The 23093-nt window shown below is 72.7% G+C and carries 25 protein-coding genes and 2 pseudogenes; 12 read left to right on the top strand and 15 right to left on the bottom strand.

Translation table 11 applies throughout. The features are described 5' to 3' along the window. Window positions 1-215: 215 nt before the first annotated feature. The 3 genes from IE294_RS23000 to IE294_RS23005 all read right to left on the bottom strand — a co-directional run bounded on the left by IE294_RS23000 (window position 216) and on the right by IE294_RS23005 (window position 1331). Window positions 216-725 carry a flavin reductase family protein gene (locus IE294_RS23000; protein ID WP_189818590.1) on the bottom strand — a complete coding sequence of 170 codons (510 nt, stop codon included), beginning with the start codon at window positions 723-725 and terminating at the stop codon, window positions 216-218. Between the two features lie 44 nt (window positions 726-769). After that, entirely contained in the window at window positions 770-850 is an 81-nt protein-coding gene (locus tag IE294_RS49725) for a putative leader peptide (protein WP_359834543.1), read from the bottom strand. Between the two features lie 82 nt (window positions 851-932). Continuing rightward, window positions 933-1331 carry a TlpA family protein disulfide reductase gene (locus tag IE294_RS23005; RefSeq protein WP_189889037.1) on the bottom strand — a complete coding sequence of 133 codons (399 nt, stop codon included), beginning with the start codon at window positions 1329-1331 and terminating at the stop codon, window positions 933-935. Window positions 1332-1644: 313 nt separating this feature from the next. Here IE294_RS23005 and IE294_RS23010 point away from each other — a divergent pair, with 313 nt between their 5' ends. Then, complete coding sequence (locus IE294_RS23010; protein ID WP_189889039.1) at window positions 1645-2379, top strand: lysophospholipid acyltransferase family protein; 735 nt, start codon at window positions 1645-1647, stop codon at window positions 2377-2379. A gap of 419 nt (window positions 2380-2798) precedes the next feature. Here the strand turns inward: IE294_RS23010 and IE294_RS23015 are convergent, their stop codons facing one another. From IE294_RS23015 to IE294_RS23030, 4 genes are all read right to left on the bottom strand, one after another. Continuing rightward, the gene (locus IE294_RS23015) at window positions 2799-3389 is read right to left on the bottom strand and encodes a transglutaminase-like domain-containing protein (RefSeq protein WP_189889041.1); all 591 of its coding nucleotides are present in this window, start codon (window positions 3387-3389) and stop codon (window positions 2799-2801) included. 90 nt (window positions 3390-3479) lie between these two features. Continuing rightward, window positions 3480-4550 carry a threonine aldolase family protein gene (locus IE294_RS23020; RefSeq protein WP_189889043.1) on the bottom strand — a complete coding sequence of 357 codons (1071 nt, stop codon included), beginning with the start codon at window positions 4548-4550 and terminating at the stop codon, window positions 3480-3482. Next, on the bottom strand, window positions 4547-5296 hold the full coding sequence (locus tag IE294_RS23025) for an SDR family NAD(P)-dependent oxidoreductase (protein ID WP_189889045.1): 750 nt from the start codon (window positions 5294-5296) through the stop codon (window positions 4547-4549). Before IE294_RS23025 ends, IE294_RS23020 begins: the two co-directional genes overlap by 4 nt. 38 nt (window positions 5297-5334) lie before the next feature. Next, window positions 5335-6732, bottom strand: a complete 1398-nt coding sequence (locus IE294_RS23030) for a DUF6421 family protein (RefSeq protein WP_189889047.1) — start codon at window positions 6730-6732, stop codon at window positions 5335-5337. Between the two features lie 355 nt (window positions 6733-7087). Between IE294_RS23030 and IE294_RS23035 the strand changes: the two genes are divergently transcribed. Continuing rightward, window positions 7088-7771, top strand: a complete 684-nt coding sequence (locus IE294_RS23035) for a glycerophosphodiester phosphodiesterase (protein WP_189889049.1) — start codon at window positions 7088-7090, stop codon at window positions 7769-7771. Window positions 7772-7811: 40 nt separating this feature from the next. Here the strand turns inward: IE294_RS23035 and IE294_RS23040 are convergent, their stop codons facing one another. Further along, entirely contained in the window at window positions 7812-8351 is a 540-nt protein-coding gene (locus IE294_RS23040; protein ID WP_189889051.1) for a GNAT family N-acetyltransferase, read from the bottom strand. Window positions 8352-8421: 70 nt separating this feature from the next. On the opposite strand from IE294_RS23040, the gene IE294_RS23045 reads away from it, so the two are divergent. Continuing rightward, entirely contained in the window at window positions 8422-8814 is a 393-nt protein-coding gene (locus tag IE294_RS23045) for a VOC family protein (RefSeq protein WP_189889053.1), read from the top strand. A 551-nt stretch (window positions 8815-9365) separates the two neighbouring features. On the opposite strand, the gene IE294_RS23050 is transcribed toward IE294_RS23045, so the two are convergent. Further along, window positions 9366-9569: a hypothetical protein gene (locus IE294_RS23050; protein WP_189889056.1), complete on the bottom strand. Its 204-nt coding sequence runs from the start codon at window positions 9567-9569 to the stop codon at window positions 9366-9368. Window positions 9570-9703: 134 nt separating this feature from the next. Beyond that, on the bottom strand, window positions 9704-9943 hold the full coding sequence (locus tag IE294_RS23055; protein WP_229917302.1) for a hypothetical protein: 240 nt from the start codon (window positions 9941-9943) through the stop codon (window positions 9704-9706). Between the two features lie 429 nt (window positions 9944-10372). Between IE294_RS23055 and IE294_RS23060 the strand changes: the two genes are divergently transcribed. Further along, window positions 10373-11683, top strand: a complete 1311-nt coding sequence (locus IE294_RS23060; protein WP_229917303.1) for a cytochrome P450 — start codon at window positions 10373-10375, stop codon at window positions 11681-11683. A 36-nt stretch (window positions 11684-11719) separates the two neighbouring features. Here IE294_RS23060 and IE294_RS23065 read toward each other — a convergent pair whose 3' ends face one another. Continuing rightward, window positions 11720-12274, bottom strand: coding sequence for a GNAT family N-acetyltransferase (locus IE294_RS23065; protein WP_189889058.1), 555 nt, complete (start codon window positions 12272-12274; stop codon window positions 11720-11722). A 97-nt stretch (window positions 12275-12371) separates the two neighbouring features. Then, window positions 12372-12837: pseudogene (locus IE294_RS23070) on the bottom strand (transposase); the annotation flags it as partial. Between the two features lie 261 nt (window positions 12838-13098). Between IE294_RS23070 and IE294_RS23075 the strand changes: the two are divergent. The 4 genes and pseudogenes from IE294_RS23075 to IE294_RS23095 all read left to right on the top strand — a co-directional run. Continuing rightward, complete coding sequence (locus IE294_RS23075; protein ID WP_189889060.1) at window positions 13099-13440, top strand: PadR family transcriptional regulator; 342 nt, start codon at window positions 13099-13101, stop codon at window positions 13438-13440. After that, window positions 13437-14393 carry a hypothetical protein gene (locus tag IE294_RS23080; RefSeq protein WP_189889062.1) on the top strand — a complete coding sequence of 319 codons (957 nt, stop codon included), beginning with the start codon at window positions 13437-13439 and terminating at the stop codon, window positions 14391-14393. The genes IE294_RS23075 and IE294_RS23080 overlap by 4 nt, the downstream gene beginning before the upstream one ends. Window positions 14394-14487: 94 nt before the next feature. Continuing rightward, entirely contained in the window at window positions 14488-15408 is a 921-nt protein-coding gene (locus IE294_RS23085) for a phosphatase PAP2 family protein (protein WP_189889064.1), read from the top strand. 234 nt (window positions 15409-15642) lie between these two features. Further along, window positions 15643-15846 (top strand): annotated as a pseudogene (locus IE294_RS23095) (alpha/beta hydrolase); the annotation flags it as partial. 471 nt (window positions 15847-16317) lie between these two features. Here the strand turns inward: IE294_RS23095 and IE294_RS23100 are convergent. Continuing rightward, window positions 16318-16911: a MarR family winged helix-turn-helix transcriptional regulator gene (locus tag IE294_RS23100; protein ID WP_189889066.1), complete on the bottom strand. Its 594-nt coding sequence runs from the start codon at window positions 16909-16911 to the stop codon at window positions 16318-16320. Next, on the bottom strand, window positions 16908-18620 hold the full coding sequence (locus tag IE294_RS23105) for an FUSC family protein (RefSeq protein WP_189889068.1): 1713 nt from the start codon (window positions 18618-18620) through the stop codon (window positions 16908-16910). Before IE294_RS23105 ends, IE294_RS23100 begins: the two co-directional genes overlap by 4 nt. Before the next feature lie 162 nt (window positions 18621-18782). On the opposite strand from IE294_RS23105, the gene IE294_RS23110 reads away from it, so the two are divergent. From IE294_RS23110 to IE294_RS23125, 4 genes are all read left to right on the top strand, one after another. After that, window positions 18783-19334: a DUF5134 domain-containing protein gene (locus IE294_RS23110; RefSeq protein WP_189889070.1), complete on the top strand. Its 552-nt coding sequence runs from the start codon at window positions 18783-18785 to the stop codon at window positions 19332-19334. Between the two features lie 851 nt (window positions 19335-20185). Continuing rightward, window positions 20186-20899 (top strand): phosphatase PAP2 family protein, encoded by a 714-nt coding sequence (locus IE294_RS23115; protein WP_229917305.1) that lies wholly within the window; start codon window positions 20186-20188, stop codon window positions 20897-20899. 10 nt (window positions 20900-20909) lie between these two features. Beyond that, on the top strand, window positions 20910-21599 hold the full coding sequence (locus IE294_RS23120) for an HAD family hydrolase (RefSeq protein ID WP_189889072.1): 690 nt from the start codon (window positions 20910-20912) through the stop codon (window positions 21597-21599). Between the two features lie 152 nt (window positions 21600-21751). Beyond that, a complete protein-coding gene (locus IE294_RS23125; RefSeq protein WP_189889074.1) occupies window positions 21752-22420 on the top strand; it encodes a TetR/AcrR family transcriptional regulator in 669 nt (222 codons plus the stop codon). A 17-nt stretch (window positions 22421-22437) separates the two neighbouring features. Here IE294_RS23125 and IE294_RS23130 read toward each other — a convergent pair whose 3' ends face one another. After that, window positions 22438-22992, bottom strand: a complete 555-nt coding sequence (locus IE294_RS23130; protein ID WP_189889076.1) for a DUF6214 family protein — start codon at window positions 22990-22992, stop codon at window positions 22438-22440. Window positions 22993-23093 lie beyond the last annotated feature (101 nt).

Below are 23093 nucleotides of genomic sequence, written 5' to 3' on the forward strand. Positions count from 1 at the left end.
ACTGCATCGTCATTTCGGGCTGCCTCTTGCAGGCAGCATAGGCGCCTCAAGCGGGCGATCCCGGTCGGGGCGTCCGCACGCTCCGAACGAAATATTACTCGCCAGTACACCTAGTCCATGCCCGCTAAGCAAGCGCTTTGAACTGTGACCTTCGCAACGCAGCGTAACCGGAACTCGACGGCCTCGCAGGAGGGGGCGGCACGGTCAGGGCGTGATCAATCCCGCAGGCCGTTGAAGCGGCCCTGGTGGTAGAGGAGCGGGCGACCGGCGCCCGAGGGGTCGCCGAGGACCACCTCGGCGAGCACGATCCGGTGATCACCGGCCGGGACCCGCCCGACGATCCGGCACACCAGCCAGGCGAGCACGCCGTCCAGCACCGGGACGCCCTCCGGGCCCTCCCGCCAGACGGTGGGCGCGCCGAAGCGGTCGGCACCGCTGCGGGCGAAGGTGGCCGCCAGCTCGCTCTGGTGCTCGCCGAGTATGTGCACGCCGACATGGCCGGCCTCGGCCACCGCGGGCCAGCTCGAGGCTCCGGTACCGATGCCGAAGGAGACCAGGGGCGGGTCGGCGGAGACGGAGGCCAGGGAGGTGGCGGTGAAGCCGACCGGGCCGGAGGCGCCGCGCGCGGTGATCACCGCCACACCGGCGGCATGCCGGCGGAAGGTGGAGCGCAGCAGGTCGGGGGAGGCGAGCCGGGCGGTGCCGAGGTCGGGCGTGGCCGTCATGGAACTGTCCTTCTGCGAAAGTCGGGGCGTGGGTCCGTGGCAGCTCAACGGCCCGGACAGCACGCGCTCGCGGTGCGGGCCAGGTCGACGTGGACCCGGCCGTAGAGAAGGACTTCGGTCGGCATACGGTCAGGCTGACGATAGGTGGCGCGTACAGTCAAGCCGGTTCCGGGATCTGGAAGATGTCCCACCGTCCCTGACACCCGCTCACACGGCCTCCCCGAGGGCGGCGATGACGTCGGCCTTGCGCGGCTGTCCGGCGGCGCGCCGCACCACCCGTCCGGCGGCGTCGAGGACCAGGACGGTGGGTGTCTTGAGGATCTCCAGTTCGCGTACGAGGTCCAGGTACGCCTCCGCGTCGACCTCGACGTGGGTCACGCCCGGGACCATCGCGGCGACTTCGGCGAGGACCCGCCGGGTGGCCCGGCAGGGAGCGCAGAAGGCACTGGAGAACTGTACGAGCGTGGCGCGCTCCCCCAGTTCGCCGCCGAGTTCGGCCGCACCGAGCCGCCTGCCGTCTTCGTGCCCGCGCACCCGCGTTCTCCCCTTCCGCCGCTCGTACGGCTCCGCCCGGGCGCCCGCCGCCGCGAGCACCGCCCGGCACACCGCCGGTCATCCACACAGAAGCGTTCCGGGGACCGCAAAGATTCCCGGGCCGTGCCGGACGCGGCGGCCGCCGTCACGGTCCGGCATGTCTTCTCCTCCTCGGGGAACGAGGACACGTATGGAGTAAGGGGACATGAGGATCCACGGTGGGATGTAGGCCGACGTGACGAGGATCTCGCCGCCGCGGGGCACCAGGACTGGCCCCCCGTCCGTTCTTCGGGCACGATCTGCGAGACGCCGTAAACCTACGGCTGCGTAACTTTCCCGCCGGGAGCCCCTTTCCCGAGCAGAGCAGAAAGGGTCCACCCCGCCCATGGCAGAGTTGGTCTACCGTCCCGTCATCGGTTTCGCCAAGACGATGTTCAAGGTCTGGGATCTGCGGATCGACTGCCAGGGGTCGGAGAACATCCCGCGCGCGGGCGGCGCGGTGCTGGTGAGCAATCACATCAGCTATCTGGACTTCATCTTCAACGGCCTGGCCGCGCTGCCGCAGAAGCGTCTGGTGCGGTTCATGGCGAAGGAGTCGGTCTTCCGGCACAAGGTCTCCGGGCCGCTGATGCGGGGCATGAAGCACATCCCGGTGGACCGCAACCAGGGCGACGCGGCGTACGCGCACGCGCTGGACTCGCTGCGCTCCGGTGAGGTCATCGGGGTGTTCCCGGAGGCGACGATCTCGCAGTCCTTCACGCTGAAGAGCTTCAAGTCGGGCGCGGCCCGCCTGGCCCAGGAGGCGGGCGTCCCGCTGGTCCCGATGGCGGTGTGGGGCACGCAGCGGCTGTGGACCAAGGGCCATCCCCGCAACTTCAAGCGCAACCACCTGCCCGTCACCGTCCGCGTCGGCGAGCCGGTGGAAGCACCGCGCGACCAGTACGCCGGCGCGATCACCCGCCGCCTGCGCGAACGCGTCCAGGAGCTCCTGGACGCCGCCCAGCGCGCGTACCCGGGCCGCCCCAAGGGCCCCGAGGACACCTGGTGGCTCCCCACCCACCTGGGCGGCACGGCGCCGACGACCGAGGAACTGCGCACGGCCGCGGCCGAGGCACACTGAGGCCTGCGGCCGGCCCGGCGCCCGCGGACCAAGGAGGTCACGACAGGCCGTCGCCCGATCCCCAGCCGGCGCTCCCCCCGACCGGCTCACGCACCTCGATGCGTGCGCCGGGGCTGAACCTCTCCAGGAGTGCGGGGAGTTCGGTGGCAGCGACGCGGGCCTCCTCGACCGGCACAGGACGAAGGCGGAGGCCACGCTGATGGCGACGTACGGGTCCACGAGCAGGCCGATCGGGGATCGGGCGCCCGAGGCGGTGTGCACCTCGCGCCAGGCGGACAGGTGCGGACCTCGTGCGGCGCACGCCCGGACAGGCGGGCGGCGGGGCGGCGGGCGACGTCGTCCCGCAGAGCCGAACTCGCCTGGCTGCCGGACCCGTTGACGATACGGCACTCTCGATCGCACAGGCCATCCGTCCCGTCTCAGAGGGTGCCGGGGAGCGTCTTCCACAGGTACGGCCGGTCGGGTGCGGCCCGCAGGGCAGCGAGAACGGCCGGATGTGGTGCGGCGTACAGCACGGGATGGTCCGTCTCGCCGGACGAGGGGTCCGCGGTCCACGCCAGCCGCTCGCCCTCCAGCGAGAACCGGGCGTCGACACCCGGCTTGTTGCCGCGGGGGTCCTGCCGGTGCCAGGCACCGCGGAAGCGGACGGCGGCCAGACCGTGGACCACGTGCCCGCCCTCGCCGTCCGCCAGCCGCTGGTAGCACAGGGCGGCCGGGATGTCCTCGGCCCGCAGCAGGGCGACCAGGGCGTGGGACTTGGCGTAGCAGATGCCCGTACCGAGGGCCAGCACGTCGGAGGCGCGCCAGGTGACCCGGAGGTCGCCGGAGTCCTGGGAGTGCGGGATGGCGTCCCGGACGTATTCATAGGCGACCCGCGCATATTCATACGAGTCGGCGACTTCAGTCGCCAGGCGGGCGGCGGTCTCCCGGACCACCGGATGATGGTGGTCGATGGCCTCATCAGCGGCCAGGTAGGCGGACAGGTCGGCGACGTCCTGGGTGAGCTCCATGCCCGCAGAGCATAGGAACGCGATCACGCGAGAGTCAATGGACTTTCGAGTGATCGCATACCTATGCAGAGTGGGAGGGAGAATCGACGGCTAGCGCGCCATCTCCTCCTTCAGGGCCGCCACGAACATGTCGACGTCGTCCTCGGTGGTGTCGAAGGAGCACATCCAGCGCACCACCCCGGCGCCCTCGTCCCAGAAGTAGAAGCGGAACCGCTTCTGGAGCCGCTCGCTCACGTCGTGCGGCAGCTTGGCGAAGACACCGTTGGCCTGCACCGGGTAGAGGATCTCCACGCCGTGCACCGCGCGGACGCCCTCGGCGAGCCGCTGGGCCATGTCGTTGGCGTGCCGGGCATTGCGCAGCCACAGGTCCTTGGCGAGGAGCGCCTCCAGCTGCACGGAGACGAAGCGCATCTTGGAGGCCAGCTGCATCGACATCTTCCGCAGGTGCTTCATCTGCCGCACCGCGTCCTGGTTGAGCACGACGACCGCCTCGCCGAACACGGCGCCGTTCTTCGTCCCGCCCAGGGAGAGGATGTCGACGCCGACCGCGTTGGTGAACGTCCGCATGGGCACGTTCAGGGAGGCGGCGGCGTTGGCTATCCGGGAGCCGTCCAGGTGCACCTTCATGCCGTGCGCGTGGGCGTGCTCGCAGATCGCGCGGATCTCCTCGGGCGTGTAGAGGGTGCCCAGCTCGGTGCTCTGGGTGATCGACACGACCTGGGGCATCGCCCGGTGCTCGTCCTCCCAGCCCCAGGCCTGCCGGTCGATCAGCTCGGGCGTGAGCTTGCCGTCCGGCGTGGGCACGGTGAGCAGTTTGAGCCCGCCCATGCGCTCGGGCGCACCGCCCTCGTCCACGTTGATGTGGGCGCTCTCGGCGCAGATCACCGCGCCCCAGCGGTCGGTGACCGCCTGGAGCGCGACGACGTTCGCGCCGGTGCCGTTGAAGACCGGGAATGCCTCGGCGGTGGCCCCGAAGTGGCTCCGGATGATCCGCTGGAGGTTCTCGGTGTAGTCGTCCTCGCCGTACGCCACCTGATGGCCGCCGTTGGCCAGGGCCAGGGCGGCCAGCACCTCCGGGTGGGCGCCGGCGTAGTTGTCACTGGCGAAACCGCGGACCTGCGGGTCGTGGTGGCGACGCGCGTCGGTCTTCGGAGGGTTCACGGCTTCTCGGTCAGCCACAGACGGTTTCCGTTCACTTCCGCGGCGGGCTTGTTCCAGACGCCTTCGATGGCCTCGGCCAGGTCCTTGACGTCCGTGAAGCCCGCGAACTTCGCGTTGGGGCGTTCGGCGCGCATCGCGTCGTGCACCAGCGCCTTGACCACCAGGATGGCAGCCGCCGAGTGGGGGCCCTGCTCGCCCCCCGCCTTGCGGAAGCCGTCGGCCATGGCGAGGGTCCACGCCTCGGCGGCGGCCTTGGCCGCGGAGTACGCCGCGTTGCCGGCCGTCGGCTTGGACGCCCCGGCCGCGCTGATGAGCAGGTACCGGCCGCGGTCGCTGCGTTGCAGGGCGTCGAAGAAGGCGAGCGAGGTGTGCTGGACGGTGCGGATGAGCAGCTTCTCCAGCAGGTCCCAGTCGGCCAGGTCGGTCTCGGCGAAGGTCGCGCTGCCGCGCCAGCCGCCGACCAGGTGGACCAGACCGTCGATCCGGCCGTGCTCCTTCTCGATGCGCGCGGCCCAGTCGCGGACCGAGCGCAGGTCGAGCAGGTCCACGGTCTCGCCGGTGACTACGGCGCCGCCGCGGGCGTAGCGGGCCGCGTCCACGGACTCCGCCAGCCGCTCCGGGTTGTTGTCCGCGCCGACGACGACGGCACCCGCCTCGGCGAGCCGGATCAGCGTCGCGTGCCCGGCGGGTCCGCCCGCGCCCGCCACCGCGATCACCGCACCGCTGAGAGACCCGTTCCCCACCATGTTCTTCCCCTTTTGAGCAGTGTTCCGGACGCGGTCGCTCACGCGGCGATCCGCTCGGCGGTGTCCGCCGTGATGCCCTTCGTCGAGGCGATCACATTCTTCAGCTTCTTGGACAGCGCCTCATAGAACATGCTCAGCGGAAACTCGTCCGGAAGCACGTCGTCCACGAGTTTGCGCGGGGGCTGGGTCAGGTCCAGGGCGTCCGGACCCTTGGCCCACTTGGAGCCGGGGTGCGGGGCGAGGTAGGTGGAGACCAGCTGGTAGCCGGCGAACCAGTGCACCAGCTTCGGGCGGTCGATGCCGTCCCGGTAGAGCTTCTCTATCTCGGCGCACAGCTGGTTGGTGACCTGCGGAGCGCGCTCCCAGTCGATGGAGAGCTTGTTGTCGGTCCAGCGGACGACGTCGTGCCGGTGCAGGTAGGCGAAGAGCAGCTGGCCGCCGAGGCCGTCGTAGTTGCGGTTGCGGTCGCCGGTGACCGGGAAGCGGAACATGCGGTCGAAGAGGACCGCGTACTGCACGTCACGGGCCTGCGGGACGCCGTCCGCCTGGAGCTTGACGGCCTCCTTGAAGGCGGTGAGGTCACAGCGCAGCTCCTCCAGGCCGTACATCCAGAACGGCTGGCGCTGCTTGATCATGAAGGGGTCGAACGGCAGGTCGCCGTGGCTGTGGGTGCGGTCGTGGACCATGTCCCACAGCACGAAGGCCTCTTCGCAGCGCTTCTGGTCGTGGACCATCGCGGCGATGTCCTCGGGCAGCTGAAGACCCAGGAGGCCGACGGCGGCCTCGGTCACGCGGCGGAAGCGGGCGGCCTCGCGGTCGCAGAAGATGCCACCCCAGGAGAAACGTTCCGGCGCCTCGCGGACGGCGATCGTCTCCGGGAAGAGAACGGCGGAGTTGGTGTCGTAGCCCGAGGTGAAGTCCTCGAAGGTGATACCGCAGAAGAGCGGGTTGTCGTACCGGGTGCGCTCCAGCTCGGCCAGCCAGTCCGGCCAGACCATGCGCAGCACGACCGCCTCCAGGTTGCGGTCCGGGTTGCCGTTCTGCGTGTACATCGGGAAGACGACGAGGTGCTGGAGGCCGTCGGCGCGGTTCGCGGCCGGGTTGAAGACCAGCAGGGAGTCCAGGAAGTCCGGCACCTGGAACCCGCCCTCGGCCCAGCGGCGGAGGTCCTTCACCAGCGCCTGGTGGTAGGCGGCGTCATGCGGGAGGAGCGGGGAGAGCTGCTCGACCGCGCCGGCGACACGCTCGACGGCCGCGACGGCGTCGGCCCGCTCCGGGGCGCCCTCGGCGTCGAAGTCGATCGATCCGTCCTTCGACTGCCATGGCCGGATGTGCTCCACGGCATCCTTGAGCACGGGCCAGGCCGGGTGCTCCACCACCCTGGTCAGCGAAGAAACCTGGTCCTCCGCACCCGACTGCACAAGAATTTCCGTCATGTCCCATCCTCCACAGGAGAACCTCGCGTATGGACACCGTATGCATACCCGGTTTCTCTCAGCAAGACCGGGATCGGGAAATTATTCTGTCCACCCCCTTGGTCACAGATGTTTTTCCTGTCGTAAACCGTGACGACGCTCACTTCGGCGACAACATGCGAGCCGGGGGAGGTCATGATCCGATGGATACCGGCCGGCGGGCGGCCGTCCGGGCGCCGGATGCCCGGTGCAGCCACGGGTTCAACGCGCGGCCCGGCCACTAGGCTGCGAGCCTGCCGCGTGGACGACGACGTCCGGTACGGGGGCCGTCGGTCCGCGCGTCCCCGAGCCGCCGTCGACGGAAGCGAGTTGAACCTTGAACTTCCTTACCATCGGTCACCGCGGTGTCATGGGCGTCGAGCCCGAGAACACCCTTCGTTCCTTCGTCGCCGCGCAGCAGGCCGGCCTGGACCTGATCGAACTCGATCTGCATCTCAGCAAGGACGGCGCCCTGGTCGTCATGCACGACGCAGAGGTGGACCGTACGACCGACGGCTCGGGACCGGTCGCCGAGAAGACCCTTGCGGAGCTGCGCGCCCTGGACGCGGGCCGCGGCGAGCGGGTGCCGGTGTTCGAGGAGGTCCTGGAGGCGGTGGACACGCCGTTGCAGGCCGGGATCAAGGATGTCGCGGCGGCGCGGGCACTGGCCGAGGTGATGCACGCGCGTGACCTGACCGCGCGGATCGAGGTGTCCTCGTTCCACGACGAGGCGGTCGCCGAGATCGCGCGGCTGGTGCCGGGCGTGCGCACCGCGCTGGTCGCGAGCCGGTACGGCACCGACGTGGTGGACCGAGCCGTCGCCGTGGGTGCCGCCACCGTGTGTCTCGACATCCGCCGGCTCACCCTGGAGATCGTCGAGCACGCGCGCGCTTCCGGGCTGCGGATCGTCGGCTGGGTGGTCAACACACAGGACCAGCTGCGGCTGGTCCGCGCCCTGGAGCTGGACGGGGCGACGACCGACTATCCCGAGATCAAGCGCACGGGCCGCTTCACCGCGTGACCCAGGCGTCCGGGCCCGCGCCCGGACGCCTGCCACGACGTCACACCAGCGGCTTGACCAACACCTCGAACCGCAGGTCGGCGCGGCGCGGAACGCCGAAGCGCTCGTCGCCGTACGGGAACGGCTGCGTCCGGCCCGTACGGCGGTAGCCGCGGCGCTCGTACCAGGCGATCAGGTCCTCCCGCTGGGAGATCACCGTCATCTGCATCTCGGTGACGCCCCAGGTCTCCCGGGCCAGGCGCTCGGCCTCCGCCATGACGGTCTTGCCGAGGCCCGCGCCCTGCACGGCGGGGCTGACCGCGAACATGCCGAAGTAGGCGTGGGCGCCACGGTGTTCCAGCTGGCAGCAGGCGACGATACGACCGTCCCGCTCGACGGCCAGCAGCCGGCTCCCGGGGGCCTTGATCACCTCCAGCACGCCCTGCGGATCGGTCCGCTGCCCCTCCAGGAGGTCCGCCTCGGTGGTCCACCCGGCCCGGCTGCTGTCCCCCCGGTACGCCGACTCGATCAGCGCGACGAGGGCGTCGACGTCGGCGTCGGTGGCATCCCGGAAGGCGAGTCCGGTGGCGAGGGTGTCCATGGTGCGGTCTCCGATCTCGGGCGTGGCTGAGCCACGGACGAGAGTAACCCTGCCGCTAGGCTCCCCCCGCATGGTGCATGTACTCAGCAGCCGGATCCTGCTCCGGCCCACCGACCCCGAGCGCTCCCGCGCCTTCTACGGCGAGCAGCTGGGGCTGTCCGTCTACCGCGAGTTCGGTACCGGCCCCGAACGCGGCACGGTCTACTTCCTCGGCGGCGGCTTCCTGGAGGTGTCCGGCCGGTCCGAGGGCCCGCCCTCGCCCGCGGTCCGGCTGTGGTTGCAGGTCGAGGACGTGAAGGCCGCGGGCGAGGAACTGCGGGCGCGGGGCGTCGAGATCGTCCGGCCACCGGTGCGGGAGCCGTGGGGCCTGGCCGAGATGTGGATCGCCGATCCGGACGGCACCCCGATCGTCCTGGTGGAGGTCCCGTCGGACCATCCACTGCGGTACCGGCCGGGGATCTAGGACGACCGACGGGTACGGGGCGGGTCGGGCGGCGGGGCTGGTGTTCCCAGCCGCGGTCCGTGCGGGTCGGTCCGTGCGGGTCGGTTCGTGGAAGCCCGCGTCGAGGAGGCGTTCGATCGCGGTCGTGTCCTCGGCGGGCTCGCAGGCCGGCACCCGGTCCGTCCCGCACGGACAGCCGCAGCCGGTCGGCGGCGTGGCCCACGGGCTCGACGTGCGGGTCGGCGATGTCGGCCCGGCCGGCGCCGCGCGCGTGGCGTTCGGGGCGGGCCAGGGAGATGCCGGCCTCGACGTAGCCGACGATGCCCGCGTCCGTGGGGGCGGTGAAGCGGGTGCCGCACTCCCCCGGCGTGCGCTCGACCGTGCTCCGGGGCACGGCTCGGCCCCGGGCGGGTCGGCCGTGTCCCCGGTGTGCCGGAATCCGGGGCGCTCGCAGAGGTCCCGGACGTGCGGCCGGGGTCGGGGCGGGCCGTACACGACCGGGGCGGGCAGGGCTCCGCCAGGCGCGCCGACGCGGCCCCGGCAGCGGGCCAGGCAGGCCGGACAGGCACGCATCAGCGGGTCGGCCGCCTGCTCGGTCCCCCCGGCCGGAAGGATGCGGGCGGGTGCCGGAGGAACCAGTCGGTCTCGCCGGCGTCCCGGTGGTGCGGGCCGGCCTCCTCGTCGGCGCGGTACCGCTTCGGGCGGGCCGCCGCGACGACGTGCCCGCGCTCCTCGGCGACGAGCGTGATCCGCTCGCCCACCCGCGGATCGGTCACGAACTCCTCGGGCCTGGGTGGCCTCCGGTCTCGGAAGGGATCGGGAGGGCCGCCGTGCGATGCGGTACGACGCCGGTGCGGGCGGGACGGAGCGGTGTTCTCCGGCGCCGTGCTTCTCCTCGCCGGTCTCCTCGTCATGATGGTGGGTCAGGTCTCCGGTGGTGACCGGAGGGGCGGCGGCCGGTCAGCAACCCGAAGACCAGTTGCCAGCACAGCGCGAAGGCCACCGCCAGCTGACCCCAGCCGTAGGTCCGCGGGGCACGGACATGGCGCCGGTTCATGGGGAGTACCCAGCCGCTGGTGACCGCCGCAACGCCGGAGGCGGCGATGAGCAGCGCCAACAGGACCAGAGGCACGGCGACATACAGCTTCACGGCTTCTCCCCCCTGCGCACCGGACCCACGCCCGACGACAGCCTGATCATGGCACCGGACCACCATGCGGACCAGGCGAGCGCCGCGCGGATCGACCTCGATCACGCGGCTTATGCCCTGAATATGACATATATGGCATGTGTGAGAAAATGGCGAATATGGCATCTGGTGCTGGGGGGTTCATCGGAACCCTCGGCTGGAAGGGATCAGACAGGCGAGAGGAGCGCATCATGATCGCCAAGCTGCTCGGCAAGCTGTCCTTCAGCCGCCACTACGGCGCGTACGGGGCCCACGAGTGGGACGCGTACGCCGGTGACGACCGCTGACGGCATCCCGGCGGGCGCCCCGGGCGTCCGCCGGCTCTGAGCCGCGCTGCCGACGACATCGGCCAGGACAGGTGCGAAGGTCGGGGACGATCTCATGGGCCGGATGAATGTGCCGCCGCGGCTGCCGGGGGGCGGCTTCGCAGCCTGGAGCCGTGACCGGCTGGCCGTGGCACGCCGTGGCGCTGACGAGTGCGGGGACGTCTGGCAGCTGGAGCCGGGTGTCTACGTAGCCGCCACGGCCGCACCGTGCGAAGCGGTGCTGCGCCGTGCGGAGGACTTCCCCAAGGCGCCCTCGCCCCTCTTCCCGCCGTTGAGGGGGTCGAACCGAGCGCCGACGGCTGAGGAGCGTGCGCACGCCCACGCCGCCCGCATGCGCGGCCTGCGCGCACAGGCGGTCGCGGCCCGGGTCGGCGAGATCGCGCCCGGAGCCGCACGCTTCGCTGAGCAGTGGCCCACGGGCCAGGACGTCGAGGTCCTGCCCGCGGCCCGGCACGCCCTGGCGGAGATCGGCGTCCGCTACCTCTTCTCCGAGGACGCCCCGACCCTGCTGCCCTTCGCCGCACAGCTCTTCCTGGCCCGGGAAGTGCTCGCACGCCCCTCCCGCTGGGAATGGCCGCGGTGGGTCCCCACACCGGCACGGCGGTTCCGCACACGGCAACAGGCCGCCTTCACCGAGGCCTTGCGGCCCATCGTCCGCCGACGCCGTTCGTCGGGCCGGCTCGGCGACGACGTGCTCGGGCAGATGCTCCAGCCCGCCGCCCGCTACGGCCCGCTGCCGGAAGGGGCCGTCCTCGACACCCTCCCGGGCATCACCGTCGCCACCTTCGAGGCACCCACCCGGGCAGCGGGATGGATCCTGCTCCACCTGGCCCGGCACCCGCGGGCCGCGGACCGGGTCGCGGCCGAAGCCGCCTCGCTGCCCGCGGACCCGGCCGCGACGACCAGTGCCGACCTCGACGACCTGCGGTACACCCAGGCACTGGTACGCGAGGTGCTCCGGCTGCACCCGCCGAGCTGGCTGCTGACCCGGCGGACCGCACGGCAGACCGAGCTCGCCGACTACACCATCGACGCCGGGTCCACCGTTCTCGTCTGCCCCTACACCGCGCACCGGGACGCACGGGAACACGCCGAGCCGGACGAGTTCCGGCCCGAGCGCTGGCTCGACGATTCGGGCTCGCCGGCGGACCCCGGGGCGTTCCTCTCCTTCGGCACCGGGCCGCACGGCTGCGAGGGAGCCGCTCTGGCCATGACGATGCTGACGCTCCTGACCGCGCACACGGCCCGCTGCCACCGCCTGAGCGAGCCACCCGGACCACCCGGCTTCCAGGTCACCACCTTCGAAGGTCTCGCGACCGCCGGCTTGCGCCTGCGTGCCACCTCGCGTGTCCCGGAGCGGTCCCGCTTCCGGTGACCGCGCGCTCGTCACCGTTCGTTCTTCGTTCGTTCGTCACGGTCGGCCCGCCGTGGGCCGCCGGCCGAACTCGTCGGCGAGCAGGCCTATCATGACGAGGTCGTGGTACCGGCCGGCGAAGAAGACGTGTTCCCGCAAGCGCCCCTCCTCGGTGAAGCCGAGACGGCGTATGAGTGCCAGCGATGCCTCGTTGTGGGCGAAGACCACGGCCAGGCACTTGTGGTAGCGGCGCTCGGCGAACATGAAGCGCAGCAGCAGCGTCAGGGCTTCCGCCGCGTAGCCCCGGCGCCGGTGCTCGGCGCCGATCGTGACGTCGAATTCGAACCAGCCCGAATGACGGCCGGTGCGGTGCGAGGCGACCGTGCCGACCAGCTCTTTGCCGGCCGTCGTCTCGACTGCCAGCCGGAAGCGGTCGCCGTCGCACTCGGCGACGGCCTGCTGCTTCGCCCAGGCACGGTAGCTCTCGGCGGACCGAGGAAGGTCCAGCCGGCCCCCGCGCCACCCGTCGTCGGCGAAGCGCGCGAATGCTGCCCAGTCGTCGGGCTCGATGGCACGCAGGCGTACCCGTTCACCGGTCCAGGACGTTGCCATGCCCGATTTCAACACGCCGCGGTGCGCGCGGGGCCGAGAGGCACGCCGGGACAGGTACGGCCCACCGTTCCCGGACGACAGATCATGCTGCCCTGCTCAGGTAACGGCAACTCCAGGAACCTGGTCCGCTTCTTCTTCGGTTTGATGTGACCCCGTAGAGCTTGCCCTTGGCCAGGTCGTAGGCGGCGAACAGGTGCCGGACCCCGTGCGGGCGGGTGTGGGCCGCCCGCCGGCGGGGCCTCGGTTCCCGGGCGGGGTCCTTGTGGCGGCCGCCGCGTTCGGTCCACTGCCGCCCGGGGCGGGGCTGGAGGTTGAGCGGCCCGAACTCGTCCATGCAGAGGACGACTTCGGGCTCGCCCTCCTCGGGTATGACCTCACCGTCGGCGATCGCGTAGAGGTGTTCGACCTGGGCCTTCTTGGCCGGGTAGTCGTGTGAGGTCTTCCAGGTCTTCATGCAGTGGAATCAGACGCCTTCCTCGCGGAGCCGGCTTGGCCGGGCTCCAGGTCGAGAACGGCAGGCCGTGCTCGGCCGGCTTGGATTTGGCGATCTTCTTGATCTCCCGGCCGGTCCGGGCGAACAGGGTCTGGTCCATGGAAGGTTCAACGGAGGCGAGACGGGTCCGGCGGACACGGTGGGAACGACATTCCGCTCGGCCCGGACCAGGTCGCGGTGAGCATCCGCCAACGCCGCGCGGGTGCGTCGAGGAGATCGCCGGCGCGCCCGCCGGCCGGGAGAGGGTGACGCTCGCCGCGGGCGTGGAGGTGCTGCCGCTGATCATCCAGGGATGGCGGATATATCTCGTAGCTCGATATATGCTCGATGCATGACCAGACAGAATCCGCCCTTGACGGAACCGCAGTACTTCATCCTTGCTGCACTCATGGATGGTCCGTTGCACGGTTACGGCATCATCAAGGCCGCCGAGCAGGCCACCGACGGACGGCTCCGGATCGCTGTCGGCACTCTCTACGGCGCGCTGGAGCGGATGGAGCGGGCCGGGCTGGTGGCCGCCGGCCATGAGGAGATCGTGGACGGGCGGGCGCGGCGCTACTACCGGCTCACCGAGGACGGCACCGAGGCGCTCGGCCGGGAGGCGCTGCGGATGCAGCAGGCGGCGGCCGTCGTCATCGGACACGCGCGGGATGCCGGAGCGGCCCCGGCATGAATCGTCTGCTGCTCGCGGCCTATCCCGAGCCCTACCGTTCCCGTCAGGGAGAGGAGGTGCTGGCCTGCCTGTCCGAGGCGTATCCCGGCCGCTCCTGGCCCCCGCCGCGGGAAGTCGCCGCCCTGGTGCGCGCCGGGGTGCAGGCCCGCGCCCGTGCCGTCGTCGACGACACGGCCCGGCCGTGGTGGCTGGACGGCATCCATCTGGCCGCCCTGGCCCTCGCCGCGCTGGCGCTGGTCCCGTACTTGCAGGATGTGTGGCACTGGGCACTGCACATCGACCCCGGACAGCACGCCATCGCCTTCCACTTCTCCGGCTGGTACCCGTGGGCCGAAGGTCCCACGCGGATACGGCTGCTGCCCTACGGGCTGCTCCCGCTGGGCTGCCTGATCGCCCTGCTGCGCGGCAGACCGTGGATCGCGCTGCCGGCCGCGGCAGCCATGATCTGGGCCGGCGCCACGTCCCACGGCCGCACCCTCTTCGGCGACGAGGGCAAGGCGGGCCTGGGCTACTACGGTCTCGGCGCCCCGATAACGGCCCGTGACCTGGTGCTGTCGGGGGCACTGTGCGCCGCGTGCGCCGCGCTGGCGCTCTGCCGTCCCAGCCGTCTGCGACGCCGCTCGTACCGCTGGCTGGCCCCCGTCGTGCTCGCCATGTTCGTGGCCGGGGGCCTGCACATCATCTCCGTCAGTCCGGCTTTCCAGCGCGGTTTGTTCGTCCTCGAAGGCGCCGCGCTGATCGCCGCGTGGGTGGCGACGGCCGCCACCGGCGACCACCGGTGGCTGATCCCCGTCGCGGCGTTCGCGATCGTCCGCATGCAGGCGATCGTCGTCCGGCCGGACGCGTTCATGCAGTCCTTTCCGGACCTGGTCGTCCTCATCCTGCTGATCGCACCCCTCCCCGCCCTGGCGATCGCCGCCCAGCGCCGACAGGGGCAGGCGCTCGCCGAATAGGAGCGGACCCCCGGTGGGCCGGCCGAGCCCGGCGGCCCACGTCGTGCCGGAAGACGTGCGTGACCGAACTCCCCCCGACGGAAGAAACAGAGCGATGACTCAGCACGATTCTCAGTCCCTGCCCGCGCACCGTCCGGGGGCCTCAAGGCAGGCCCCCGAGGCCCCCGGCGACCCCGGCCCGTCGCGTACGACACGGCCGTGGATGCCGGCCCTGCTGTACACCCTGGGATTCCTGACGGTCTACCTGCTCGCCATCTGCACCCCGTGGGGGCAACGAGCTGAGAACGCCCTGTTCGACCTCGGCAAACAGGGCGGCGAAGAAGCATGGATCTACCCCCTGTCAGGAGCGGCCTACGGCTCGACGCCCCTGCCGCCGATGGAATTGAGCGCCAAGCCCACCCTGATGGTGGGCCTGGCCGTCATCGTGGTCCTCACCCTGGTGCGGCGGTGCTGGTGGCAGGGGTGCGCGGCGCTCGGGGTCGTCATTCTCACGACCGGAGGCAAGGAGGTGCTCAAATCGACCATGCCCCGCCCCGATCTGGTGGGCGCGCCCGAGAATCTCCTTGATCAGGGTTTCCCCAGCGGGCACACGGCCATCCCCGCCGCGCTGACCCTCGCCGCCGTCCTCGTGGTTTCCCCCCGCATCCGCCCCTACGTCGCCACGGCCGGCGTGCTGTGGCTCGCCTGCATCGCCGCCGCCAGCGCGACCATGGGCGGCCACCGGCCCAGCGAAGTGCTGGGAGCCACACTGTTGGCCTGTGCCTGTTACGGCCTCGCAACCTGGCTGCTGCCGCCGGCCGCCGTGCCAGGCGCCACGCGGAACCCCCGTGCGCTGCCCGTCATCACCCTGACGCTGGCACTGGCCGTCGCCCTCGTTTCCGGCGCACGGAACGACACCCTCACAAGGTCACTGGTCTCCGCGGCGACGGCCTTCATATGTGCGGCCCTGGTCTGGTACGCCGCAGTCGGGCGGCCCGTACACACCGCACGCCGCACACGCCCCGCACGGGACTGACCACCCGGCCGGCTCCGGGCGGGAACCGGCGCATCCTGGCAAAACGGCGGTCCGACGCCACCGCCCAGTCGTAGAAGCCGTCGACGCCCGAGCGGGGATGCGCTACCGCCCGGCGTGTCCTCCCGTAGTCCGGTCAACGGGCCGGTGTCGCCCGGCGCGGCAACCGGACGGCCGGAATGATCACGTGGCTGAACGAGTGCAGGTCCGGGAGATCGACGATGACGAGGGCCGGCGGCTGCTGCGGATATCCGCAGGGGCACCGGGTCGGTGGTGACCTGGCGGCGGGCCCAGATGGTTCCGCGGGACCAGAGCCTGGCGCTGTTCGACGCGCTGGCCTCATCCGAGAAGACGCTGCACGCCAACACCGGCAGGCACGGGGACGTGCCGTCGTTCGAAGTGGACAGCTCACTGAGGTTCTTCACCCGGCATCTGAGCTGACATCGCGTCACTGTGCCCGGCGCGCCGGCCGGAACGCCGTTCCCGGCCCGGCGTGTTCGGTCCAGACTGTCCGGCATGGCCGCGCGGGTGCAGGGGCGGGAGATCGAGCCTCGACTCGCTCTACCCGACGTACAAGGGCGGCCGGCCCAAGACCTCACCCTGCCCGAACGCCGGGAGATCAAGAGGATCGCCAAGTCCAGGCCCGCCGTTCGACGAGTTCGGCCCGCTCAACCTCCAGCCCCGCCCTGGCAGGCAGTGGGCCGAGCGCGGCGGGAAGCACACGGACCCCGACCGCGAGCCCCGCCCCCGCCGGCGGGCGGCGTACACCCGCCCGCACGGGGCCCGGCACCAGTTCCCCCCGCACCTGACCACGAAGAAGGACACCCGAGTAGGTGACTGGCCGCGGCGGCAGCATGATCCGCCGCTACGTCATCCGGCGCACCAAGCACGCCGCCGACGAACGCCTCCGCACTAGCCGGGTGTACCGACCCGAAGGCCGCTCATCCGGCCCTCCAGGCGGCTGAGCAACTCGGCGAGGAGGCCCGCGAGTTCGCCCTGGCCTGCCGGGTCGAGGACGGACAGTACGGCCGTCTCGTAGGCGAGTTGCTCGGGGAGGATGCCGTCGACCAGGTCGCGGCCGGTGTCGGTGAGGCGGACGTGGGCCACGCGGCGGTCGCGGGTGTCGCCGCGCCGTTCGACCAGGCCGCGCTCGGTCAGCTGCTTGATCCGCTTGGTGACGGCGGCGCCGGAGGAGAAGGTCTCCCGGGCCAGCTCGCCCGGGGTCAGCTCGTGTCCGGTGCGGCGGAGCGCGCCGAGCAGGTCGAACTCGGCGCGGCTCAGGCCGGCCCGGCGCAGCGGGGCGTCCTCGGCCTGCTGGAGCAGGGCGGCGCAGCGGTTGATCCGGCCGATGATCTCCATGGGTCCGGTGTCCAGCTCGGGGTGGACGGACCGCCACTGGCGGACGACGGCGGAGACGGTGTCGCCGCGCGCGGGGTCGGTGCCGGCCCCGGGCCGGGTGCCGGTCGCATCGCTTCCGGGCGTCGGTCCGCCGTTCGTCGCCGTCATGGCCGTATGTCCTCCGTCGTCCTGCCCGGGTCCTGGACCCGGTCCCGTTCCTGGTCACGGCCCGGGGCCTGGCGGCTGTCCCGGTCCTGCGGCACGAGGCCCTGACGCCGTACCGTCGCCGCGAGCGTACGGTGTCCGGCCTGCTCGGTGAGCACGACCCGCTCCTCGGGCAGGGCGCGCTGCCACCACTCGCCGGCGGCGGCGTCGGCCGTGGCGCGCAGGTCGACCAGGGCGGCGGCGAGGGCGCGGCGGGCGGAGTCCAGCGCGCGGGGCTCGGAGTGCGGCTCGGCGAGCAGGCGGGCGGCGTGCTCGCGGGCCCGCTCCGCCGTGCTCAGCGCACGCTCCAGGCGGTCGCCCGCGCGGCGGTTGGTGACGGCGACGGCGGCGACGAAGCCGACCAGGGCACCGACGAGGGTGTCCGCGATCCGGTCGGTGATCAGCTCGGTGGCGTCCTGGGTACGGGCGAACTCGGTGATGAGCAGGGCCATCGGGGTGACGCAGACGCTGCCCAGCCAGTAGTTGCGGCCGATCAGCGCCTCGGCGCCGAAGTTGAGGGCGAGGCAGCACAGCACCAGGGCGGCGGGGTGCAGATGGGCGAGCGGGGCGAGCGCGGCGAAGAGGAGGACGCCGAGGAGGTTGCCGACGACCCGCTGGACGCCCCGGTTCCAGGTGAGGGTGACGTTGGCCTGGTAGAGCGAGGCCGCGGTGACCAGCGCCCAGTAGGGGCGGCCGACGCCGAGGGCGAGGGCGGCGTATCCGGCGAGGGCGCAACCGAGCGCGGTGCGCACGGCGAGCGGGGCGAGGGGAGCCAGGCGGTGCCACGGCGAGCGGGGCGGCAGGGCCTGTTCGGCGGCCAGGCCGAGGAGTTCGTCGGCGGACTCGCGCGGCGCCTCGACGCGCGGGACACGGCCGGTGCCGCGCAGGTCGCGGGCCCAGCCGCGCAGCCGGGCGGGGTCGGTGTCGGCGGGCGCGGCCAGGGCGACCTCGGCGCGGACGAGGAGTTGTTCGAGGGCGCGCCGGGTGCGGTCGGGGCGGGCGCCGGCGGCGAGCAGCGACTGCCAGGCGGCGTGGATCGCGGCGGCGGTCGCGGCGCGGGCCCGGGCGTGGCCGTCGGCGGTGCCGCGCGTGTCGGCGTACGCGGCGGCGGCGTTCAGGGCCTGGGCGGTGGCGCGGCGCTCGGGCCCGTGCGGGCGGAGCAGCCCGGGGGCCATGCCGACCAGCCAGGCCCAGGCACCGGCGGCCAGGGCCAGCCCGACGTGCCCGGGGACCTGGCCGGGGGTCTGCGGTGCGAACAGCGAGGCCGAGCTGATGAAGGTGAGGACCACGTTGCCGGGCGGTCCGATCCGGGTGGCGTCGCACACGGTCTTCTGGACCGCCGCCAGGACGGCGCCGACGGTGACGAGGACGACGGCGTTCGTGGTGAGCGCCGCGGCGAGCAGGGAGACGGCGAGGCCGCCGACCATGCCGAGCACGACCCAGGCGAGCGCGCGGGCCCGGGCGGCGTAGGGCCGGTTGTGGCCGTAGAGGGCGCACAGGGAGCCCGCCATCGTGTACATCGCGAGGTCGAGGCGGCCGAGGGCGAGCAGGGTGAGGTTGGGCGGGGCGACCGCGGCCACCACGCTCAGCGCGGGCTTGAACCAGATGTCGGAGGGACGCCCGAGGCGGAGGGTGGTGGCGAGGGGAAGACGGTGGGGGGTCGCACTGCTCATACCATCAATTTAGCATGTGTTTTACTCGTGAAACAGTCTGCGGAAGTCCTGGTCACCGACCGTGCTCCCCTGCATGCTCCGGGTGTACACCCTTGCGCTCGCGTGCGCTCCGCCGGCGGTGGGCATCGCACCCTCGACCGACCGTCGAGCGTGGAGGTGCGCGTGCACGGACCGGTGTCGATCGCCTGGCTGCTGGTCGCGCTGTGCGCGCTGACCGGGGCCTACTGCCTGCTGCGGATGCGCAGCGGTGTCGAGGAGCAGCGCCGGGCCGCGGGCGGCGAGGCGCTGATGGGCTTCGGTATGGCCGCGATGGCCGTCCCGGCGGCGGTGTTCACGCCACCGAGATGGGCGTGGCCGGTGTACGCGGCCGTGTTCGGCACGGCGGCCCTGCGCGCACTGTGGGCCGCGCGCGGCGCCCCGCACCATCTGCACCATCTGGTGGGCAGCGCCGCGATGGTCTACATGGCGGTGGCGATGGCCGCGTCGCCGCCCGCCGCCCACCACGGGCACGGCGGCACCGGCGTGCCGCTGCTGACCGGCGCGCTGCTGCTGTACTTCACGGGCTATGTGCTGCTCTCCGGCGCCCGGCTGGTGCCCGCCCCCGCCTCCGCGGGCGGGGGCGGCCCGGCCCACCGGGGCGACCGCCCCGAGCTGGCCCGGGCCTGCCGGCTGTCGATGGGGATCGGCATGGTCGCGATGCTGCTGGCCATGTAACGGCCGGGCTCCGCACGGCGCCCGCCCGCACGTCGGCGTCCGGACCCCTTGCTCGCGCCACTGGGGCGCCGCGGACCGTATCGCTGAGCGCCGCGCGCTCTTAGGGTGCTGACCATGACGGTCCCCGTGGCCCCGCTGCTGCTCGGCGCCCCGTGGATGCGGCTGGGGGTACCCCGGCCGGGGAAGCATCGGGGCCGCCGTCCTGTTGCGCCGCGCCCTGCCGACGCCCCTCGGCGCGGCGGCGGCCTGCGGAGTCCGGCGATGCCGGTCCGGGACGTCGTAAGGGCCCGGGCGCAACGGCGTGCGCGGCGCGCCGAACCGTTCGCCTGGAGGCTGCCCGGCGAAGGCGCCCCGGCTCGTCGTCACCTCGACCGCGTAGCTCCGCCTGAAAGCACGACGACGGGACGCGTCGCTCGCGCACGAGCAGGGACACGCGCGGGCCCGGCACGGCCGGCTCCCGGGCGGTCCGACCGCGCCGAACTCGGCGAGGAGCGGGACGCGTTCGGTGCCGGTCCGCCTCCGCACGCTCCCGTCCCGCACCGTGGACGGCGCCCGCCCCCAACGGCACCGGACCGCTTGCCGCCCCTACGCAGACCGCCCCGACACCACCAGCCCGGCTACCGCCCCTGCACAGACCGCGCCCGACACCACCACCCCGGCCGCCGCCCCTACGCAAACCACGCCCGACGGCGACCGCCGCACTCGACGGCGACCGCCGCGCTGGTGCCGGGGCCGCGGGCGCCGGGCTGCTGCCGTTCGCCTGACGGATCGCGCCCACCGGCACCGTGGCCACGGCGGCCCCGCCCCACCGGGACTTGGCCACGGCACCTCGCTTCCACAAGGATCACGGCATGCACCAGCGCCCTTCCGCTCCCCCGTCGCCCCCCGCCCCCGAGCCACCGACGACGCTCCGCAGAGCCGCCCGCGTGGCCGCCGCTCTCGGCGCCTGCTTCCTTGTGTTGCTGGTCCTCGTCGCCCTGCGCTGGCATCCCCTGATCACCGTGGACGGCGGCATCTCCCGGACCGCCCACCGCTGGGCGGTCCGCGACCACGAGTTGACGCATGTCTTCCGGGTGCTGACGGACTGGGTGTGGGACCCGACCACCATGCGTCTGGTCTGCGCCGCGGCGGCGGTGTGGCTCGTCTGGCGGCGCGCGGCCTGGTGGACGGCGCTGTGGCTGGGGATCACCTGCGCGGTGGCCACGCTCGTGCAGCAGTTCGTGAAGGCCGTCGTCGCCCGGCCCCGCCCGGTCTGGCCGGATCCGGTCGACTCCGCGCACTACGCGGCGTTCCCGTCCGGTCACGCGATGACCGCCACCGTCGTCTGCGGCCTGCTGCTGTGGCTGCTGCACCGCCACGGCCCACGCCCCGCCCTGTGGCGTACGGCGGTGACGGCGGCGCTCGTCTCGGTGGTGGGCGTGGGCGTGACCCGGGTGTGGCTGGGCGTCCACTGGCCCTCGGACGTGCTCGGCGGGTGGCTGGCCGGCGCGGCGCTGGTCGCGGCGGCGGTGACGGTCCACGAGTGGCCACGCGACGGCCGGGCGCGGCCGTCGCGCGGCCGGTAGGGTCCGGCGCATGACCGCCGTGCTGTTCGACTTCTCCGGGACGCTGTTCCGCGCCGAGTCCGCCGCGTCATGGCTGCGTGCGGTGCTGGACGAGACCGGCCACACTCTTCCCGAGCCCGAACTGGCCGCCACCGCCCGGGCGTTGGAGGCGGCCGGCGCGCTGCCGGGCGGTGCGGAGCCGGTGGAGCCGCCGGCGGACCTCGCGGCGGTCTGGGCGGCGCGGGACGAGAGCGCGGCGCTGCACCGGGCCGCCTGCACGGGCCTGTCCCGCCGGGTGCCGCTGCCGGATCCCGGGCTGCACGACGCCCTGTACGAACGGCACATGTCCCCCGCCGCCTGGACCCCGTACCCGGACGCCGGGAAGGTGCTGCGCGCCCTGCGCGGGCGCGGGATCGGCGTCGGCGTGGTCAGCAACATCGGCTGGGACCTGCGCCCGGTCTTCCGGGAGCACGGGCTCGACGCGTATGTGGACGCGTACGTGCTGTCGTACGAACACGGGGTGCAGAAGCCGGATCCGCGGCTGTTCGCGGTCGCCTGCGAGGCGCTCGACGCCGATCCGCGGCGGGTGCTGATGGTCGGCGACAACCGGGTGGCGGACGGCGGCGCCACCGCGCTCGGCTGCCGGGTGCACTTCGTGGACCACCTGCCGGCGGCCCAACGCCCCGACGCACTGCTGCCGGTACTGGATCTCGTCGGCTGAGCGCCGACGCGAACCGGCACACCGCACCGTCCGTCTGAGACGATCCCCCGCGTCGCCCCAGACGGACGGCTGTTCCGGGCAGGCCCGAGCATGGGCGTACCCGCTGCGTTGAGTATAGTTGGCTGGCAGCCAGTCAACGCAGGAGTTACAGAATGTCCCCGCGCAGCGCCTCGGTCAATGAAGAATTGCGGCGGCGTTCCCGGGAGCGGCTGCTACAGGCCGCCGTGGAGCTGGTCGGCGAGCGCGGGTTCGAGGCCACGACACTGGGCGACATCGCGGACCGGGCCGGTTCGGCGCGCGGCCTGGTGTCGTACTACTTCCCCGGCAAACGCCAGTTGGTCCAGTCCGCCGTGCACCGGCTGATGCACCGGACGCTGGAGGAGGCGCTGGAGCGGGAGCCGCGCACCGAGGACGGCCGGGAGCGGCTGGCCCGGGCCATCGACGCGATCCTGGGCCTCGCCCGGGACCGGCCCGTGCTGATGCGCCAGCACATGGCGGGTCTGCTCCAGGCCGAGGGCTTCGTGCAGTGCCCGGAGCAGCGCCGGCTGGCGGAGCTGCTCAGCGACACCGTCGCCCGGTACGGCGCGCAGAACGTCTCGGCCGACTACCCGATGCTGCGGGCCCTGTTGATGGGCGCGGTGTTCGCGGCGCTGGTGCCGGGCGTGCCGATGCCCGTGCCGGTGCTGCGGGCGGAGCTGTTCCAGCGGTACGGCCTCGACCGGGAGATGGGTGTGCCTCCCGAGGGCGATGCGGAGCCGGGGGCGGGGCTGGAGGACCTGTCCCGGTTCTTCGCCACGGAGGAGCGGCCGGGCACGCCCTGACGGGGTCCGGCCGCTCGTCAGCGCCGGGCGTGACGGGGCGCCAGCAGGCCCGCGTCCCGTGCCTGGGCGATCAGCCGGAGGGCGCGCCGGCGACCGCGTCCGGTCGCGTTCATCACGGCGAGCACCGGGTCGGCGCCCTCGTCCTGTGCCGCCCGGTACTCCCGAGCGACGAGCCGGCGGCCCTCGGTGCCACGCGGCCAGGGCGGCCGGGCCCGGCGTACGACGGCGTCGCCGGCGTCCGGCTGGGGTTGCCCGGCCGGAGGGCACGCGGCGTCCGGGGTCGCGCCGTCATCCGCCCCGTCCGTGTCCACGCCGCAGACCAGGTCGTCGCGCACCGGGTCCGCCTCGGCATCGACACCGCACGCCGCGAACAGCGGCCCCTCGATCCAGTCGGCGAGCGCCGTCAGGTCGGCGAGGGACAGGGCCGGCTCGGCCTGGACGTCCTCGATGGAGACACGCCCCGCGCTCACCACGGCCAAGGCGTCGACCCGGGCCCCGTCGGGGAAGGCCAGCCGGACCTGGAACCAGGAGGTGACGCCGCCGTGCTCCCGCACCTGCCACGCGGGCCACACGGAGACCGCGCCATCCTCCGGGTGCCGATCAGGAAGATCAAGAAAGGATGCTTCTGGCACACACGCAACGTAACGTCGTGACCACATCCGGACGTATGGAC

It is taken from the genome of Streptomyces canarius, assembly GCF_014650735.1.
GTDB lineage: Bacteria > Actinomycetota > Actinomycetes > Streptomycetales > Streptomycetaceae > Streptomyces > Streptomyces olivaceoviridis.